Annotated in this window: 15 protein-coding genes; 11 read left to right on the forward strand and 4 right to left on the reverse strand. The window is 68.0% G+C overall.

The window, feature by feature from the left end; translation table 11 throughout:
- Positions 1-20: 20 nt before the first annotated feature.
- On the reverse strand, positions 21-1,076 hold the full coding sequence (locus WD026_RS12325) for an alpha/beta fold hydrolase (RefSeq protein ID WP_425723954.1): 1,056 nt from the start codon (positions 1,074-1,076) through the stop codon (positions 21-23).
- A gap of 48 nt (positions 1,077-1,124) precedes the next feature.
- On the reverse strand, positions 1,125-1,307 hold the full coding sequence (locus WD026_RS12330) for a hypothetical protein (protein WP_425723955.1): 183 nt from the start codon (positions 1,305-1,307) through the stop codon (positions 1,125-1,127).
- Positions 1,308-1,683: 376 nt separating this feature from the next.
- On the opposite strand from WD026_RS12330, the gene WD026_RS12335 reads away from it, so the two are divergent.
- From WD026_RS12335 to WD026_RS12385, 11 genes are all read left to right on the forward strand, one after another.
- Positions 1,684-2,562 (forward strand): helix-turn-helix domain-containing protein, encoded by an 879-nt coding sequence (locus tag WD026_RS12335; protein WP_425723956.1) that lies wholly within the window; start codon positions 1,684-1,686, stop codon positions 2,560-2,562.
- A 153-nt stretch (positions 2,563-2,715) separates the two neighbouring features.
- Positions 2,716-5,715: a xanthine dehydrogenase family protein molybdopterin-binding subunit gene (locus WD026_RS12340; protein ID WP_425723957.1), complete on the forward strand. Its 3,000-nt coding sequence runs from the start codon at positions 2,716-2,718 to the stop codon at positions 5,713-5,715.
- Positions 5,712-6,527 (forward strand): FAD binding domain-containing protein, encoded by an 816-nt coding sequence (locus tag WD026_RS12345; protein WP_425723958.1) that lies wholly within the window; start codon positions 5,712-5,714, stop codon positions 6,525-6,527. Before WD026_RS12340 ends, WD026_RS12345 begins: the two co-directional genes overlap by 4 nt.
- Positions 6,524-7,027 (forward strand): (2Fe-2S)-binding protein, encoded by a 504-nt coding sequence (locus WD026_RS12350; protein WP_425723959.1) that lies wholly within the window; start codon positions 6,524-6,526, stop codon positions 7,025-7,027. Before WD026_RS12345 ends, WD026_RS12350 begins: the two co-directional genes overlap by 4 nt.
- A complete protein-coding gene (locus tag WD026_RS12355; RefSeq protein WP_425723960.1) occupies positions 7,020-8,567 on the forward strand; it encodes an AMP-binding protein in 1,548 nt (515 codons plus the stop codon). Before WD026_RS12350 ends, WD026_RS12355 begins: the two co-directional genes overlap by 8 nt.
- 47 nt (positions 8,568-8,614) lie before the next feature.
- Entirely contained in the window at positions 8,615-9,427 is an 813-nt protein-coding gene (locus tag WD026_RS12360; RefSeq protein ID WP_425723961.1) for an enoyl-CoA hydratase/isomerase family protein, read from the forward strand.
- 36 nt (positions 9,428-9,463) lie between these two features.
- Positions 9,464-10,639 carry an ABC transporter substrate-binding protein gene (locus WD026_RS12365; RefSeq protein WP_425723962.1) on the forward strand — a complete coding sequence of 392 codons (1,176 nt, stop codon included), beginning with the start codon at positions 9,464-9,466 and terminating at the stop codon, positions 10,637-10,639.
- A 22-nt stretch (positions 10,640-10,661) separates the two neighbouring features.
- Positions 10,662-11,555, forward strand: coding sequence for a branched-chain amino acid ABC transporter permease (locus WD026_RS12370; RefSeq protein WP_425723963.1), 894 nt, complete (start codon positions 10,662-10,664; stop codon positions 11,553-11,555).
- 1 nt (position 11,556) lies between these two features.
- Positions 11,557-12,600 (forward strand): branched-chain amino acid ABC transporter permease, encoded by a 1,044-nt coding sequence (locus WD026_RS12375; RefSeq protein ID WP_425723964.1) that lies wholly within the window; start codon positions 11,557-11,559, stop codon positions 12,598-12,600.
- Positions 12,597-13,346 carry an ABC transporter ATP-binding protein gene (locus WD026_RS12380; protein ID WP_425723965.1) on the forward strand — a complete coding sequence of 250 codons (750 nt, stop codon included), beginning with the start codon at positions 12,597-12,599 and terminating at the stop codon, positions 13,344-13,346. Before WD026_RS12375 ends, WD026_RS12380 begins: the two co-directional genes overlap by 4 nt.
- A complete protein-coding gene (locus WD026_RS12385) occupies positions 13,346-14,053 on the forward strand; it encodes an ABC transporter ATP-binding protein (RefSeq protein WP_425723966.1) in 708 nt (235 codons plus the stop codon). The genes WD026_RS12380 and WD026_RS12385 overlap by 1 nt, the downstream gene beginning before the upstream one ends.
- A gap of 193 nt (positions 14,054-14,246) precedes the next feature.
- Here the strand turns inward: WD026_RS12385 and gyrB are convergent, their stop codons facing one another.
- Complete coding sequence (gene gyrB / locus WD026_RS12390) at positions 14,247-16,832, reverse strand: DNA topoisomerase (ATP-hydrolyzing) subunit B (RefSeq protein WP_425723967.1); 2,586 nt, start codon at positions 16,830-16,832, stop codon at positions 14,247-14,249.
- A 77-nt stretch (positions 16,833-16,909) separates the two neighbouring features.
- A complete protein-coding gene (gene dnaN / locus WD026_RS12395; protein WP_425723968.1) occupies positions 16,910-18,016 on the reverse strand; it encodes a DNA polymerase III subunit beta in 1,107 nt (368 codons plus the stop codon).
- Positions 18,017-18,072 lie beyond the last annotated feature (56 nt).

Consider the following 18,072-nt stretch of genomic DNA (forward strand, 5'->3'; position numbering starts at 1 on the left):
GGGTTCCGGGTATGGGCGGGTCAATCGCTGAAGTTGCTGGACTTTCCCCGCTGCGTGTCGGCGAAGAAGTCCAGCACGGCCACCAGCGCCGGGTTGCGCAGGTCATCGCGCTCCACCAGCAGCCCGTGGCGGGCCTCGTCCAGGCGCCGGCCTTCGCAGCGGCCGGGCGGCCGGGCGCCCGCGTTGACGTTGGCGCAATAGAGCTGCTGCGCTTCGGGCACGACCACGGTGTCCTGCCCGCCCTGCAGCAGAAGCACGGGGCGCGCGGTCCGCTGCGCCGCCGGACCACGCGCTTCACGCGAGGCCGCACAGGCCTGGGCCACCCAACGCAGCGTAGGCCCGGCCACGCGGGCGTCGCCGTGGCCGCAGGTGTCGCCCACGCAGGTGGCCTGGCGGTCGTCCCAGCGGCGCATCAGGCGTGGCACGCTGTGCGACATGTCGTTGTCCAGGCGGTCGATCTGCGCCAGAAAGGCCAGGCGCTCGGCATCGAAGCCGTCGCCCTGCACCCGCGCGCTGCTGATGACGGGCAATGAACCCGGCAGCCGAATGGCCCAGTCGTCACACCAGGTGGACAACACCCGGTCTTTGCGGTGCACCTGGTCCTGTACGACAGCGGGCTGGTGCATCGGCGTCACCAGCGCAGCAGCCGCCACCGGTGAGTCAGCCCCGGTGCGGGTCAGGTAGAGCGAACTCACCGCGCCGCCCATCGAGTGCGCCAGCAGGAACAGCGGCTGGGCGTCCGAACCGCGCCGCTGCACCACCATGGCCACGAACCGGTCCAGGTCGCCGACCAGGTGTTCGAACTGGTCGACATGGCCCTTGTCGCCCTCATCCACGCCCTCCAGCAGCCGGGTCGAGAAACCCTGACCGCGGTGGTCGTGGATGTAGACCGAGAACCCGTTGCGCACCAGGTCGTGGATCACCTCCTGGTACATCGTCAGGCCTTCGGTGAAGCCGGGCACGACGACGACCCCGCCGTGTCGCTCGTCCAGCGTCTCGTAGAACCGGTAGTGGAGGCGCACCGGGCGCTGTGACAGCCAGCCAGTGGGGGCGCCTTCCAGAGCCCCCACGGTCACGCGCGCCAGGCGCGCGGTCGCACCTTCGATGTCCTGCCAGGTGTGTCCTTAGAACCGGGCTTCGGTGGACAACATCCAGCGGTTGGCCGAGGCCACGTCGACCTGCAGCGGCTTGAACGCCGGGGCTTCAGCCGGCGTGGCAGTCGGGCCCGGCGTCAGGGCACAAGCCGACAAGGCGATGCTGACCACCCAGGCGGCTGAGAGTTCAAGGAAAAACCTGGATACGTCCATATTGGGAATCAACGCATGTCCATGTATTTTCAGCTTCGATGGGCAGGTCAGTCGCTGAAATCGCTGGACTTTCCTTGCCGCACTATTGGAAATGGTCGGACTATCCTCACGCATGCAGGAGATCGCCTTCTGCCTCGTGGAACTCACCCCACGCGGGAGCAACCCGACTGAATCTGCACCTCCCGGTGTATCGGCCTTCGTCGTTGGTCGCACCCAGACGGTGGCGCCAACAGTCGTTGAAGATGATGGTCACCCACTGAACGCAGCGACCCCTGGGCGCACCCGGATTGGCACCGGCCCGCGCCAGGGGAATAATCACTCGGTGGAGCAGTCTTACCCTAGCCGACAGCCCGTCGCTCTGCTCCGGGAGCCCAACGTGTCATCAGCCGTCAAGATCTTTCAGGGGCGCTTCGGTCGGGTGGCCTTGCTGGACATGGACGCGCCGCTGGTGGGGCATGCCCACCACCACTGCCACATCCTGATCAAGGCCGGCGGCGCCGACAGCGCCTTCCGGGTGCGTGGCGAGCGGGCCCCGCTGTCGGACGACACTGCCGTGCTGGTCAATGCCTGGGAGCATCACGCCTACGAACACGAAGGGCCGCCCGATGCGCGCACCCTGATCCTGGCGCTCTACATCGAACCGGGCTGGCTGGCCGAGCTGCAGCGCTCGCTGGCGCTCTCGGGCCATCCGCGCTTCTTCCCCGTCCCCTGCGTGCGGCTGGATGCCGCCACCCGCAAGATGGTGGAGGAGTTCGTGCTGGAGCTGTGGTGGGACGACGAGGTCTCCCCCGGCCGGCTGGAAGACCTGCTGTTCAACCTGATCATTGCGGTGGTCGAGAGCTACTCGGGCTGGCGCGACCTGGCCAGCCTGCTCAGGTCCAAGCCCCCGGTGGCCATGGACCCGCGCATCCGGCAGGCGATTGCGCTGATGCGCCGCGACGTGGCGCGCGAACTCGATGTGGACGGCCTGGCAACGGCCACCGGCCTGTCGCGGGCGCACTTTTTCACCCTGTTCCAGCGCGACACCCGGGTCACACCGCTGGTATATGCCAACGTTCTGCGCTTCGAGGCGGCGGTACAGCGGCTGACCCAGACCAGCGAGCCGGTAGGCGACGTCTCGCACGGGCTGGGCTTCTCGGCACCCAGCCATTTTTCGCGCTTCTTCCGGGCCCACCTGGGCATCACGCCCAGCGATTACCGCCGCAAGGTCAACCTGTTCGAGCCACCGCGCGGCCCCCGCTCCGACCTGATCTGATCGGAAGCTGGCCACAAAGTCACCAGACTTTTTGGTCAGTGGGCAGACCTGGCGGACATTGACCGGACCCTGGCGTTAACGCCGCAGCCTCCTGCCTGCCGACACTGGCGCTGCACAAGAACAGCAGCCGCCCGGTCGGCACAGGAGACAAGATTGCACTCAGAACCCTCGCTGGCGGGCGCTGCCCGGCAGGCATGGGTCGGCCAGCGCCTGGAGCGGCTGGAAGACGATGCCCTGCTGAACGGACGCGGCGCCTATGCCGATGACCTGGGCACCCGCCCCGGCACGCTGCATGCCGCGGTTCTGCGTTCTCCCCACCCCCACGCCCGTCTGTTGGCCATCCGGACCGAAGCCGCCTTGGCGCTGCCCGGTGTGCGGGCGGTGCTGACCGGTGCCGACGTGCAGGCCTGGGCCCAGCCCTTCGTGGTGGGCGTCAAGCAGCCCATGCAGCACTGGGCGCTGGCGGTGGACCGGGTGCGCCACGTGGGCGAGCCAGTGGCGGTGGTGGTGGCCGAAGACCGCTACATCGCCGAGGACGCACTCGACCTGCTGCGGGTGGATTACGAACCCTTGCCGGTGGTGAGCGACATCGAGCATGCACTGCAGGACAGTTCCACGCCGCTGCACGAGGGCGTGGGCAGCAACGTGGTGTCGGACCGCCAGTTCTGCTACGGATCCCCCGATCCGGCGTTCGACCAGCCCGGCGTTCGCACCGTGCGCACCACGGTGCACTACCCGCGCAACAGCTGCTCGCCCATGGAATGCGGCGTGGTGATTGCCGAGCACCTGCCCGGTGAAGAAGGCTACGACGTCACCTCCAACTTCATGGGACCGTTCTCGCTGCATGCCGTCATGGCCATGGCGCTGAAGGTGCCGGGCAACAAGCTGCGCCACCGGGTGCCGCGCGACTCGGGCGGCAGCTTCGGGGTGAAGCAGGCGGTGTTCCCGTATGTGGTGCTGATGTGCCTGGCCTCACGCAAGGCGGGTGCACCGGTGAAGTGGGTGGAAGACCGGCTGGAGCACCTGAGTGCCGCCACCTCGGCCACCGCCCGCCTGACCACCATCGAGGCCGCCGTCACGCCCGAGGGCCGGGTGCTGGCGCTGCGCTACGACCAGGTCGACGAGGTGGGTGCCTACCTGCGCGCGCCCGAGCCGGCCACCTTCTACCGCATGCACGGTGCGCTCACCGGCGCCTATGCCATCGAGCACCTGGCGGTGCGCAACCGGGTGGTGGTCTGCAACAAGACCCCCACCGGCCTGGTGCGCGGCTTCGGCGGGCCGCAGGTGTTCTATGCGCTGGAGCGCCTGATGGACCGCATCGCCGTCGAGCTGGCCATCGACCCGGTGGCGCTGCGGCAGCGTAACTATGTATCGGCCACGGCCTTCCCTTACACCGCAGCAGCGGGCGCCGTGCTCGATTCGGGAGACTATGCACGCCTGACCGACATGGCCATGGCCCGGACGCTCGACCTGCGGCTGGTCGAGCGCCAGCGGGCTGCGCGGGCGGCGGGCCGGCTCTACGGCATCGGGGTGGCGGCCATCGTCGAGCCCTCGGTGTCCAACATGGGCTACATCAGCACCGTGCTGACGGCCGAGCAGCGGGCCAAGGCCGGTCCCAAGAACGGGGCCATTGCCAGCGCCACGGTGGGCATCGACCTGCTGGGCGGGGTGAACGTGACCATCGCCTCGGCCCCCGCCGGCCAGGGCCACATGACGGTCTGCGCCCAGGTGGTGGCCGACCTGCTGGGTCTGCACCCGTCGCAAGTGGTGGTGAATGTGGAGTTCGACACCGCCAAGGACGCCTGGAGCGTGGCTGCCGGCAACTACAGCAGCCGGTTCGCCGGCGCGGTGGCCGGCACGGTGCACCTGGCCACGCAGCGCCTGCGCGACAAGCTGGCCCGCATCGCAGCAGCCACCTGGCAGTGCGATGCGGCCGACATCGGCTTCGAGGCCGGTCAGGTGTTCAACCGCCAGCGCCACGAACAGTCACAGCCCTTCACCCGGCTGGCCGCCAGCCCGCACTGGGCGCCGGCCCTGTTGCCCGAGGGCGAGACGCCCGGCCTGCGCGAGACCGCCTTCTGGACCCCGGAAACCCTGAAGGCGCCCGGCCCGGACGACCGGGTCAACACCTCGGCCGCCTACGGCTTCGTGTTCGATGTCTGCGGACTGGACATCGACCCGGCCACCGGCGCGGTGCGGGTGGACCGCTACATCACCGCGCACGACGCCGGCCGCCTGCTCAACCCGGCGCTGGCCGACGGCCAGATCCGCGGCGCCTTTGCCCAGGGACTGGGCGCAGCGCTGCTGGAGGAGTTCCGGTATGGCCTGGACGGCAGCTTCCAGAGCGGCACGCTGGCCGACTACCTCATGCCCACGCCCTGCGAGACACCCGACCCGGTGATCGTGCACCTGGAAACCCCCAGCCCGTTCACCCCGCTGGGCGCCAAGGGCCTGGGCGAGGGCAACAATATGAGCACGCCGGTGTGCATCGCCAATGCCTTTGCCGACGCGCTGCGGCCGCATCGGGACGTGACCGACATCCGCCTGCCGCTCACCCCCGACCGCGTGCTGGCCCACCTGCAGACGCCGGACCCGGCGCCCCGCCACCCGGTGGCCCGCGCACCGGCAGCCGCCCCGGCGGGCGACGGACTGTCGCTGGCCGCACAAGGCACGGTGGACATTGCCGCGCCGCCTGAACGGGTGTTCGAGGTGCTGCTGGACCCCGCCGCCCTCGCCCGGGTGATTCCCGGCTGCCATGGGCTGCAATCCGACGGACCGAACCGCTACCGGGCCGACGTGACCGTGGGCGTGGGCCTGATCAAGGCGCGCTACGAGGCCCGCATCAGCCTGTCCGACATCGACGCCCCGCGCAGCCTGCGGCTCGCCGGCGTGGGCAGCTCCAGCCTGGGCACCGGCGCCGGCGACGGTGCAGTGCGGCTGGAAGCCACTGCCTCCGGCACCCGCCTGCACTACGACTACCGCGCCCAGGTGGGCGGCAAGGTGGCCATGGTGGGCAGCCGAATGCTCGAGGGTGCAGCGCGGGTCATCGTGGCCCAGCTGTTCGAATCGCTGGGCCGGCAGGCAGCCGGGGGCAGCGCGCTGCCGGCGTCCTGGTGGCAGCGGCTGCTGCAACGCCTGGGGGTGCGCGCATGAAGCCGGCCGCCTTCGACTATGTGCGGGCCGACAGCGCCCAGGCTGCGGCCGAACTGCTGCAACAGCACGGCGAGGCTGCACGCATCCTGGCCGGCGGCCAGTCGCTGATGGCGGTGCTCAACATGCGGCTGGCCCAGCCGGCGCTGCTGATCGACATCTCGCGCAGCGCCGAACTCTCGACCATCACCGTGACCGACGGATCGGTGCGGGTGGGGGCGGCCGTCACCCAGGCGCAGCTGCAGGCGCACCCCGACGTGCCGCCGCTGCTGGCGCTGGCGTTCCCGCACATCTCGCACTTCCCGATCCGCAACCGGGGCACGGTGTGTGGCTCGATTGCCCACGCCGACCCCTCGGCCGAACTGCCGCTGTGCCTGCTGGCGCTGCGAGGCACGGTGCACCTGCGCAGCGCGCGCGCTCGGCGCGATGTGCCGGCCAGCGATTTCTTCACCGGTCTGCTCAGCACCGCACGCCGGGCCGACGAGCTGATCGAGGCAGTGAGCTTTCCGCGTCCCTTGCCGGACCAGGCCTGCGGCTTCGCTGAGCATTCGCGCCGCCACGGCGACTTTGCGCTGTGCGCGGTGGCCATGGTGGCGGGCCCAGGCAGCCTGCGCGTGGCGGTGGGGGGCCTGAGCGACCGCCCACAGGCCATCGACCTGCCGGCGCTGGACGGCCCCGCCCTGGACGACGCCATCAACGAACTCGCCTGGTCGCTCGACGTGCGGGACGACCCCCACACCAGCGCAAGCACCCGCCGCCATCTGCTGCGCCACCTGGCTCGGCAGGCCTATCCCACCACCCGGAGATCCACATGAATCACCCGGTACACGAACGCGATGCCCTGCACACGGTCGCCCTGACCCTGAACGGCCGCAGCCGGGCCGGCCAGGCCCGACCCCGCCTGTTGCTCAGCGATTTCCTGCGGCATGAGCTCGGCGCCACCGGCACCCACGTGGGCTGCGAGCACGGCGTCTGTGGTGCCTGCACCGTGCGTATCGACGGTGTGGCCCAGCGCGCCTGCCTGACGCTGGCGGTGCAGGTCGACGGCCGCTGCGTGGACACCGTGGAACAGCCCCAGGGCATGGACGCGACCCTCGATGCCCTCAAGGCTGCCTTCAAGCGCCACCATGCGCTGCAATGCGGCTTCTGCACCGCCGGCATCCTGATGTCCAGTGCCGACTGGCTGCAGCGCCAGCGGTCCATCGGCCACCGGCCGGACGAGGCCGAGGTGCGCGACATGCTCAGCGGCCACCTGTGCCGCTGCACCGGCTACACACCCATCGTGAACGCCGTGCTGGAGGTGGCCCATGCTTGACCTTGGACGCACCTTCCTGCAAAGCGTGGACCGCGCCAGCAACGCCACCGCGCTGGTGGATGGCGCGCTGCGGCTGACCTGGGCCGAATGGGCGCGCGCCATCGGCGGCGTGCAGCGGGGCATGGAGCGGCTCGGCCTGCGCCGCGGCGACACCGTGCTGAGCGTGCTGCAGAACCGGCACGAAGCGGCCACCCTGCACTGGGCCTGCCAGTTCGGCGGGCTGGTCATGACGCCGCTGAACTGGCGCGCCAAGCCCGAAGAGCTGGACCACGCCCTGCGGGACTCAGGTGCGCGCGTGCTGGTTTACGAGGCAGCATCACAGGATGCGGTCAAGGCGTCCAGCCTGGCCGGCGGCGTGCTGCGCATCGCGGTGGGTGACGTCGACACCCAGGACCTGGCCTTCGAGCTGGCCTTCGAGCAGCCGGCCGACCCGACGCCCATGGCCCGGGCCGACGACCTGTCGCTCATGCTCTACACCTCCGGCACCACCGGCGCACCCAAGGGCGTGCCTCGCCGCCAGCATGCCGAACGGGTGGCTGCCCTGGCCCATGTGGCGCAGAACCGATACGGCTATGGCGAACGCACGCTGGGAGTCATGCCGCTTTACCACACCATGGGTGTGCGCTCGCTGCTCACCATGGCGCTGGTGGACGGCCGCTTCGTGTGCATGCCGCGATTCGAGGCGGCGGCCGCCCTGCGCGCCATCGAGACCGAGCGGGTGAGCCACCTCTACCTGGTGCCCACCCTTTACCACGACCTGCTGGCCCACCCCGACTTCCCGCGCACCGACATCCAGTCGGTGCGCAAGCTCGGCTTTGCCGGTGCGCCCATGCACGACGCCCTGCTGCTGCGCCTGCAGCAGGCCTTCCGCCCGGAACTGTTCGTCAACCACTACGGCAGCAGCGAGATCTACACCTTCTCGATCAACCAGAACGCGGTGGGCAAGCCGGGCTCGGCCGGCCGGGCCGGCATCAACACCCGGCTGCGGGTGATCCGGCTCGATGCCAAAGGCGCGGACGAGGTGGCGGCCCCGATGGAAGAAGGCCAGATCGTGGCCGACCTGCTCAGCGACGAGGCCTTCGAGGGCTACCACAACCGGCCCGATGCCAACGCCCGCAGCCTGCGCGACGGCTGGTACTTCACCGGCGACACCGGCTATGTGGACGCCGAGGGCGACCTGTTCGTCACCGGCCGGGTGGACGACATGATCATCAGCGGCGGCGAGAACATCTCGCCGGTCGACATCGAGTCGGTCCTCTCGCTGCATCCCTCGGTGGACGAGGTGGCCGTGGCCGGCCTGAAGGACGAGCGCTGGGGCCAGCGCGTCGTGGCCTTCGTCAAGCCGCGCGACGGCGTGGCCGCCGATGCCCTGGACGCCCACTGCCGGGCATCCGACCTTGTCAATTTCAAACGACCGCGCCAGTACGTGTTCGTGCGCGAGATCCCCAAATCCCCCGTGGGCAAGGTGCTGCGCCGAAAACTGGTGGCCGGCGAGTTCGACGCCATGCCCCCGCCCCTGCCCCTGGTGCCACCGGCCTGAACCGGCCCACCCGCCCCCCTTCCCTTCACCCAACCCCGCAGGAAGCCATGCAGCTCAACGACCTCAAGCACCCCGCGCTCACCCTGAGCGCCACCCTCGACGGCTACCGCGTCGAGATCGACCCGGCCCGCCAGCGTGCCGACATCATCCTGAACCGCCCGCCGTTCAACGTCATTTCCATGACGCAGCGCGAGCAGCTACGCATCACCTTCGAGGCACTCGATGCCAACGACGATGTGCGCGTGATCGTGCTGCGTGCCGAGGGCGAGCATTTCTCCAGCGGCGGCAACATCAGCGGCTTTCTGGAAGCCTCGCCGGAACACGTGAGCAAGCTGGCCTGGAACGTGGCCGCACCGGCGCGCTGCAGCAAGCCTGTGATTGCGGCCGGCCGCGGCTACTGCTTCGGCGTGGGCTTCGAGATCTCTCTGGCCTGCGACTTCCGGCTGGTCACACCGACCACGCTGTATGCCCTGCCGGAACAGAAGCTGGGCCAGATTCCCGGCTCGGGCGGCTCGGCCCGCCTGCAGAAGATGGTGGGCATCACCCGCACCAAGGACATCGTGATGCGCAGCCGCCGCATCAGCGGTGCCCAGGCCTACGACTGGGGCGTGGCCACCGAGTGCGTGCCCGACCAGGAGCTCGAAGCCGCCACCGACGCGCTGGTCGAAGAGCTGCGCGGCTTCTCGCCGCTGGCCCAGCGCACCGCCAAGAAGCTGCTCAACGACACCGAAGACTCGCCGCTGTCGATCGCCATCGAGCTCGAGGGCCACTGCTACTCGCGCCTGCGCAGCTCGAACGATTTCCGCGAAGGCGTGGAGGCCTTCCACGACAAGCGCCGTGCCCGCTTCAACGGCACCTGATTCCGTTCCGCCCCCGTTCCAACCCAGGAGACAAACATGAAGAACACCTTCCGCACCACCCCCATCGCCCTGGCTCTGGCCTGCCTCGCCGGCAGCGCCCTGGCCCAGAACACGCCGATCCGCATCGGCGTGGTCACGCCACTCTCGGGCACCTACGCCGGCATCGGCCAGCAGGTGAAGTGGGGCCTCGATCTGGCAGCGCGCCAGATCAATGCCGCCGGCGGCGTGGCCGGCCGCCCGCTGGAGCTTGTCTATGAAGACGAGGAAGCCAACCCGGCGGTGGCGGTGCAGAAGGCCGAGAAGCTGTTCCAGGTGAACAAGGTCGACTTCCTGACCGGCACCGTCAACAGCGGATCGACCCTGGCCGTGGGCCAGCTGGCCGAGCGCAACAACCGCCTCATTGCCACCACCGTGTCCTTTGCGGACTCGATCACAGGTGACAAGTGCTCGCCCAATGTGTTCCGCGTCAATGCCCGCGCCGGCATGCAGTCCGCCGCCCTGGCCGACTGGATGGCCTCCACCCGACCGAATGCCAACGTGTTCTACCTGGGCCCCGACTACGAGATGGGCCGCAGTACGGTGGCCGCCTTCAAGCAGGCGGCAGAAGCCAAAGGCGCCAAGTCGGTGGGCGAGGTGTTCGCGCCGCTGGACAACAAGGACTATTCACCCTTCTTCGGCCAGATGCGCTCCTCGCGCCCGGCCGTGATCTACACCTCGGTGGCCGGCAACGACACGGTGCGCCTGTTCTCGCAGATGGCCGAGTTCGGCATCAGTCGCAATGTGCAGGTGGTGGGTGCCTCGGGCACCGTCACTTCGCAGAACCTCCCGGCCATCGGCAAGGCGGCCGACGGCTTCGTCACCGGCGTGGGTTATGCCACCAGCATCGACTCGCCGGAGAACCGCAAGTTCGTGGCCGACTTCGAGGCCGCCAACAAGGCCAGGCCAGACCTCTACGGCGCCGACAGCTACGGCGTGCTGTTCTTCTACAAGGCCGCAGTCGAGAAGGCCGGCAGCACCGACACCGACAAGGTACGTATCGCCATGCGCGGTCTGCAGTGGTCCACCCCCCAAGGAACCAAGACCATGCGCGCCGGCGACCACCAGGCCATGCAGGACATGTATGCCATGCGCGTGAATGGCGGGCAGTTCGAGGTGGTGGGTCAGGTCAAGGCCGATGCCGCCATCGGCCCGGACGTCTGCACCCGCTTCTGACACACAAGCTGCGAGCCACACCATGAACCATGCTCTGGACTGGTTGCAGTTCGTCCTGGCGCCCCAGATGATCAACGGCCTGTCCATCGGCGTGGCCGTGGTGCTGATGGCGCTGGGGCTGACCATCATCTTCGGCCTGCTCGACGTCATCAACATGGCGCACGGCGAGTTCTATGCCATCGGCGCCTATCTGGCAGTGGCCCTGCTCGGCCTGGGGCTGTCGTTCTGGTGGGCCCTGGTGCTCACGCCGCTGCTCATGGCCGTGCTCGGTTACGCCACCGAGCGCGGCCTGATCCAGAGGGTGTTCCACAGCAAGGACCGCCACACGCTGACCCTGCTGCTGACCTTCGGGGTGGCGGTGGTACTGGAAGACGCGCTGAAAATCGTCTTCGGTGCCAACCCGCTGCGGGTGGAAGCCCCCATCAGTGGTGCCACCGAGGTGGTGGGCCTGTTTTTCCCCAACTACCGGCTGTTCGTCATGCTGCTGGGCGCTGCCCTGATCACGGCGGTGTGGCTGCTTGTGTTCCGCACGTCGCTCGGTGCGGTGGTGCGGGCCGCCGCCTACGACCGGCACATGAGCGCTTCTCTGGGGGTACCGGTGCAGCGGGTCTATGCCGCCACCTTCGCTTTCGGCGTGGCCCTGGCCGGCATCGCCGGCGTGCTGCTCGCCCCCATCTACTCCGTGTTCCCCACCATGGGTCGCGACTTCGTGCTAATCGCCTTCAGCGTGGTCATCATCGGCGGCATGGGCTCCATCAAGGGCGCGGTGCTGGCCGGCCTGCTGCTCACCCAGGTGCAGTCCATCTCCAGCCTGTACATCTCGCCGGTGTGGAGCGATCCGCTGCTGTTCGGCATCATGGTGCTGGTGCTGATGTGGCGCCCGCAGGGGCTGTTCGGCAAGCTGGGGAGTGCCTGACATGAGCAGCCCCATCACCTCTGCTGCGTCGGCCACGGCCCACGCCGCCACCCCGGCGCCGGCCTGCCGCCTGTCCGCCGCCTCCTGGCTGGCCGTCGTCTTCTTTGCCGGCGCACTGCTGTTCGGCGCGGTGGCCGTCGCCCAGGGCGATGTGTTCTACCTGCGGCTGGCCACCGAAGCCCTGATCTTCGGGGGGCTGGCCCTGTCGGTCGACCTGCTGCTCGGCCGGGTCGGGCTGCTGCCGCTGGGCCAGGCGCTATTCTTCGGGCTGGGTGCCTATGTGTCGGCACTGGTGCTCAAGCACTGGACCGATTCGCTCTGGCTGGCCTTGGGTGTGGCGCTGGTGTTCAGTGCCCTGGCCGGTCTGATTGGCGGACTGATCGCCATCCGGTCCAAGGGGGTGTACTTTGCGCTGATCAGCTTCGGCCTGGCGCAGGTGGTCTCCAAGCTGATCTACAACACCCGCGAACTGGGCGCATCCGACGGCATCATCGGCGTGCCGGCGGCCACCATCGCGCCAGGGCTGACCTCGGGCACGCCGCAGCTGTTCTTCCTGCTGGTGCTCGGCCTGATCGGTGCCTTCTACCTCGCGCTGCGCTACCTCATGGACACGCCCATGGGCCGGCAGCTCGATGCCATCCGCATCAATGAACACCGTGTCTCGTTCCTGGGTGTGGACGCCTGGCGCTACAAGCTGGGGGCCTTCGTGGCGGCGGCCTGCATCGCCGGGGTCAGCGGTGCGCTCTACCCAATGCTGCGCGGCTTCGTGTCGCCGGAGCTGATGTTCTTCCAGGTGTCCGGCAATGCGGTCATCAACGTCATCGTGGGCGGGACCGGCACGCTGATCGGACCGCTCTATGGCTCGGCCATCCTGACCGGCCTGCGCTCGGTGGTGGGTTCGTTCACCGCACACCACCACATCGTCATCGGCGTGCTGTTCGTGGTGGTGGTGATCCTCATGCCGCGCGGCCTGATCGGATATGCCACCCCGGTGCTGCAGCGCTGGCTTGACCGACGCCGTGACAACGCAGGAGAACAGGCATGAACCCCATTCTTTCGGTGCAGGGCCTGAGCGTGCAGTTCGGCCCGCTCAAGGCGGTCAACGATGTGAGCTTCGAAGCCCGGCAGGGCGCGATCACCGCGGTCATCGGGCCCAACGGGGCGGGCAAGAGCAGCCTGTTCAACCTCATCAGCGGCGCCATCCGACCCACGGCAGGTTCGGTCCGATTCGATGGTCAGGATGTCACTGCGCAGCCTCCGCACCGGCTACTGGCCAGCGGACTGTCGCGCTCGTTCCAGATCACCAACCTGTTCTTCGACCTGAGTGTGCGAGAGAACCTGCGCCTGGCAGCCCAGTTCCTGGAGCAGGGGCGCGGCCTGCTTCGGCCGGTGCAGCACAGCGCCACCGCGCGGCGCCGCGTGGACGAGCTGCTGGAACAGTTCGACCTGGATGGCAAGGCAGACGAGCTGGCCGGCTACCTGTCCCACGGCGAGCAGCGCCGGCTGGAGATCGCGGTATCGCTGGCCTCAAGGCCGCGCATGCTGCTGCTCGACGAACCTACCCAGGGCATGAGTCACAGCGACACGCACGAGACCGAAGCGCTGATCCGGCGCCTCTCGCGCGACCACGGGCTGACCATCCTGCTGGTCGAACACGACGTCGAGCTTGTGATGAACCTGTCCGACCATGTAGTGGTGATGCACCAGGGCCAGAAGCTGGCCGAAGGCCGACCGGCCGAGGTGCGTGCCAATGCCGCTGTACAAACCGCGTATTTCGGGGAGAAGACCTGATGCTCGAACTCAAGGGCGTGCATGCCCATTACGGCCTGAGCCATGTGCTGCAGGGCATCGACCTGCGGGTCGGCAAAGGCGAGGTGATCGGCCTGTTCGGCCGCAACGGCGTGGGCAAGACCACCGTGATCAAGACCATCGCCGGCTGGGTGAAACCCTCCACCGGGCAGGTGCTGTTCGACGGCGAACGTCTGGACGGCCTCGACTCCGACCGCATCTGCCGGCGCGGCGTCGGCCTGGTGCCGGAAGACCGCCGCATCTTCCCTGGCCTGACGGTGGAGGAAAACCTCTGGCTCGGACAGATGCAGTGCCCCTCGCGGGCCCGGGCCGAGTCCCGACGTCGCATGGACGAGATCTACCAGCGCTTTCCGCGCCTGGCCGAACGCCGCCGCCAGATGGGCACCACGCTCTCGGGCGGCGAGCAGCAGATGCTGGCCATTGCCCGCGTGCTGGCCGGTTCGCCCCGGCTGCTGCTGATCGACGAGCCCACCGAAGGCCTGGCGCCCATCATCGTGGACGAGCTGTTCGAGCTGATCAGTGAACTCTCCCGCGAAGGCACGCCCATCGTGCTGGTGGAACAGAACGTGCACCGCGCCATCCGGCTCACCACGCGGCACTACCTGATCGAGCGCGGCCAGGTGATCCTGCAGGGCGACTCGCGTGTGGCGAACGACCGGGAAAATCTGCTCTCGCGCATCAGTGTCTGAGGCAGGTTGCACGGACAAAGGTAAGCGTCCGGCAAGCTGCCAGCCTCCGAATTGCTGGAGGAGAGCAAGCCCTGGATCGTTGCGTCATGGGATGTTTTGCGGGATCGGTTGACCGCTCCCAAGCTCTTGCCGCTTTTCATTGGCTGGCAAGACGGCAGCTGCCACGAACAGCATCCAACCGCATCACCGACATTCACACGTCGATATTCCCCGCCCGCAACGCGTTCGTCTCGATGAAGTCCCGCCGCGGCTCCACCTCGTCGCCCATGAGCATGGTGAAGACCTTGTCGGCCTCGATGGCGTCTTCGATCTGCACGCGCAGCAGGCGGCGCACGTTGGGGTCCATGGTGGTTTCCCAGAGCTGCTCGGGGTTCATCTCGCCCAGGCCCTTGTAGCGCTGGCGGCTGGTGGCGCGTTCGGCTTCGCTGATGAGCCACTGCATGGCCTGGCGGAAGTCGCTCACCTTCTCTTCGCGCTGCTTGTCGCCTTCGCCGCGCATGACGCGGGCGCCCTCGCCCAGCAGGTCGCGGAAGGTGGTGGCGGCATGGGCCAGCGCGGCGTAGTCGGCGCCGTGCACGAAGTCCTGCGTGATCACGCTGCTCTTGATGTTGCCGTGGTGGCGGCGGCTGATGCGCAGCACCGGCTTGTCGGTGCGGTTGTCGAACTCGGCCGCCACCTCGGCGGGCACGCCGGTGGCCGACAGTTCGCGCAGCTTGGCCTGCAGCGCCTGGGCGCTGGCGGCCGCACCTTCCATGTCGTCCAGGTGGATCGACACGCCGTCGGCCATGGCGCGCAGCGCCTCGGCGTCCATGAAGGCGGACAGGCGCGCGATCACGCCTTCGGCCACCTGGTGCTTGCGGGCCAGTTCGGCCAGGGTGTCGCCTTCCAGCGTGGTCGGGGTGGCACCACCCGTGTTCACTTTGGCGTCCTTGAGCGCAATGCGCAGCAGGAAGCCGTCGAGCGCGGCGGCGTCCTTCAGGTACAGCTCTTCCTTGCCGGCCTTCACCTTGTAGAGCGGCGGCTGCGCGATGTAGATGTGGCCGCGCTCCACCAGCTCGGGCATCTGGCGGTAGAAGAAGGTCAGCAGCAGGGTGCGGATGTGGGCGCCGTCCACGTCGGCGTCGGTCATGATGATGATGCGGTGGTAGCGCAGCTTGGCCACATCGAAGTCATCCGCGCCGCTCTTGCCGTCGGTGCTGCCGGCCTTGCCGATGCCGGTGCCCAGGGCGGTGATGAGGGTCAGGATCTCGTTGCTGGTCAGCAGCTTCTCGTAGCGCGCCTTCTCCACGTTCAGGATCTTGCCGCGCAGCGGCAGGATGGCCTGGAACTTCCGGTCGCGGCCCTGCTTGGCCGAGCCGCCGGCGGAGTCACCCTCCACGATGTAGATCTCGCACAGCGCCGGGTCCTTCTCCTGGCAGTCGGCCAGCTTGCCGGGCAGGCCCATGCCGTCGAGCACGCCCTTGCGGCGCGTCATCTCGCGGGCCTTGCGGGCGGCTTCGCGGGCGCGGGCGGCCTCGACGATCTTGCCGCAGATGATCTTGGCGTCGTTGGGCTTCTCCTGCAGGAAGTCGGTCAGCAGGCGGGCCACCACGTCTTCCACCGGACCGCGCACTTCGCTGGACACCAGCTTGTCCTTGGTCTGGCTGCTGAACTTGGGCTCGGGCACCTTGACCGACAGCACGCAGCACAGGCCTTCGCGCATGTCGTCACCGGTGACTTCGACCTTGGCCTTCTTGGCCAGCTCGTTCTCTTCGATGTACTTGTTGATCACCCGCGTCATGGCGGCGCGCAGGCCGGTGAGGTGGGTGCCGCCATCGCGCTGCGGGATGTTGTTGGTGAAGCACAGCACCTGCTCGTTGTAGCCGCTGTTCCACTGCATGGCCACCTCGACACCGATGTTGGTGCCCTGGTCGCTCTGGCGGTCGCCCAGCGCATGGAACACGTTGGGGTGCAGGACCGTCTTGCCCTTGTTGATGAAGTCCACGAAACCCTTGACGCCGCCGGCACCCGAGAAGTCGTCTTCCTTTCCGCTGCGCTCGTCGATCAGTCGGATGCGCACGCCGTTGTTCAGGAAGCTCAGCTCGCGCAGGCGCTTGGACAGGATCTCGTAGTGGAAATCGTTGTTCTCCTTGAAGATCTCGGTGTCCGGCAGGAAGTGCACCTCGGTGCCGCGCTTCTCGGTGGCACCGGTCACCTTCATGGGCGAGACCTCGATGCCGTCGGCCGTCTGCTCGACGATGCGGTTCTGCACCACGCCGCGCGCAAACTCGATCTGGTGCACCTTGCCTTCGCGGCGCACGGTCAGGCGCAGCCACACCGACAGGGCGTTCACGCAGCTCACGCCCACGCCGTGCAGACCGCCCGAAACCTTGTAGCTGTTCTGGTTGAACTTGCCGCCGGCGTGCAGTTCGGTCAGCGCGATCTCGGCCGCACTGCGCTTGGGCTCGTGCTTGTCGTCCATCTTCACGCCGGTGGGAATGCCGCGACCGTTGTCCACCACGCTGATGGAGTTGTCGGTGTGGATGGTCACCACGATGTCGTCGCAGTGGCCGGCCAGGGCCTCGTCGATGGAGTTGTCCACCACTTCGAACACCAGGTGGTGCAGGCCGGTGCCGTCGGATGTATCGCCGATGTACATGCCCGGGCGCTTGCGCACCGCCTCCAGGCCCTCCAGGATCTGGATGCTGCCCTCGCCATAGCCCTCGCTGGCGCCGGCCTGGTTCGCATCGATGGTGGGCTGGAAATTGGAGCTCTCGGGGCTCGGTGCAGCGTTGGACATGGGGACTTTCTCGATCTCAGAAAACGCCAAACCCGCTGGTCAGCGGGTCGGGCTCGGGGCAGGCTGGCGGGGTGCGGTCAGATGCGCATGGGCATCACGACGTACTTGAAGGCGTTGTCGTCGGGGTTGGTCACCAGCGCGGAGCTGTTGCCGTCCGACAGTTCGATGCGGACCATCTCCTGCGACATGTTCTGCAGCGCGTCGATCAGGTAGGTCACGTTGAAGCCGATCTCGATCTCGGGGCCGGCGTAGTCGATGTCGAGCTCGTCCACCGCCTCTTCCTGCTCGGCGTTGCTGGAGGCCACGCGCAGGGTGCCGGCTTCGATGTTCAGGCGCACTCCCTTGAACTTCTCGCTGGTCATGATGGCGGTGCGCTGCAGGCTGGAGAGCAGCGGCTGGCGGCCCAGGGTGACGATGTTCTTGTGGTTCTTGGGAATCACGCGGTTGTAGTCGGGGAACTTGCCCTCGACCAGCTTGGTGACGAACTCCATGCCATCAAAGCTGAACTTGGCCTGGTTGGCCGCGAACTGCATCTCGATGGCGCCTTCTTTGTCGGACAGCAGGCGCTGCAGCTCCAGCACCGTCTTGCGCGGCAGGATGACTTCCTGCTTGGGCACGTCCACGTCCAGCGTGGCGCTGGCAAAGGCCAGGCGGTGGCCGTCGGTGGCCACCAGGCTGAGCTGGCGGCCTTCGGCCACGAACAGGATGCCGTTGAGGTAGTAGCGGATGTCGTGCACCGCCATGGCAAACGACACCTGGCCCAGCAGGCCCTTGAGCGTCTTCTGGGGCACGCTGAACACCGGGCCGAAGCTGGCCGATTCCTGCACCAGCGGGAAGTCTTCGGCCGGCAGGCTCTGCAGGGTGAAGCGGCTCTTGCCGCCCTTGAGCACCAGCTTGCCCGCGCTCGATTCCAGGCTCACCGTCTGGTCGCCCGGCATGGTGCGCAGGATGTCGATGAGCTTGCGGGCGCCCAGCGTGGTGGCAAAGCTGCCGTCGTCACCGTCCAGGGCGGCGGTGGTGCGGATCTGGATTTCCAGGTCGCTGGTGGTCAGCTGCACGGCCGAGCCGGTCTTGCGCAGCAGCACGTTGGCCAGAATGGGCAGCGTGTGGCGGCGCTCCACGATGCCGGCCACCGACTGCAGGGCAGCCAGGACTTTGTCCTGGGTCGATTTGAAAACGATCATGAACGACTCTTTCGACAGGGTTGAACCGTGTTTATTTTCGCTGGTTTGAGGGGGCT

Origin of the sequence: Hydrogenophaga sp. R2, from assembly GCF_049843595.1 — a bacterium.
Taxonomy (GTDB): Bacteria; Pseudomonadota; Gammaproteobacteria; order Burkholderiales; family Burkholderiaceae_C; genus Hydrogenophaga.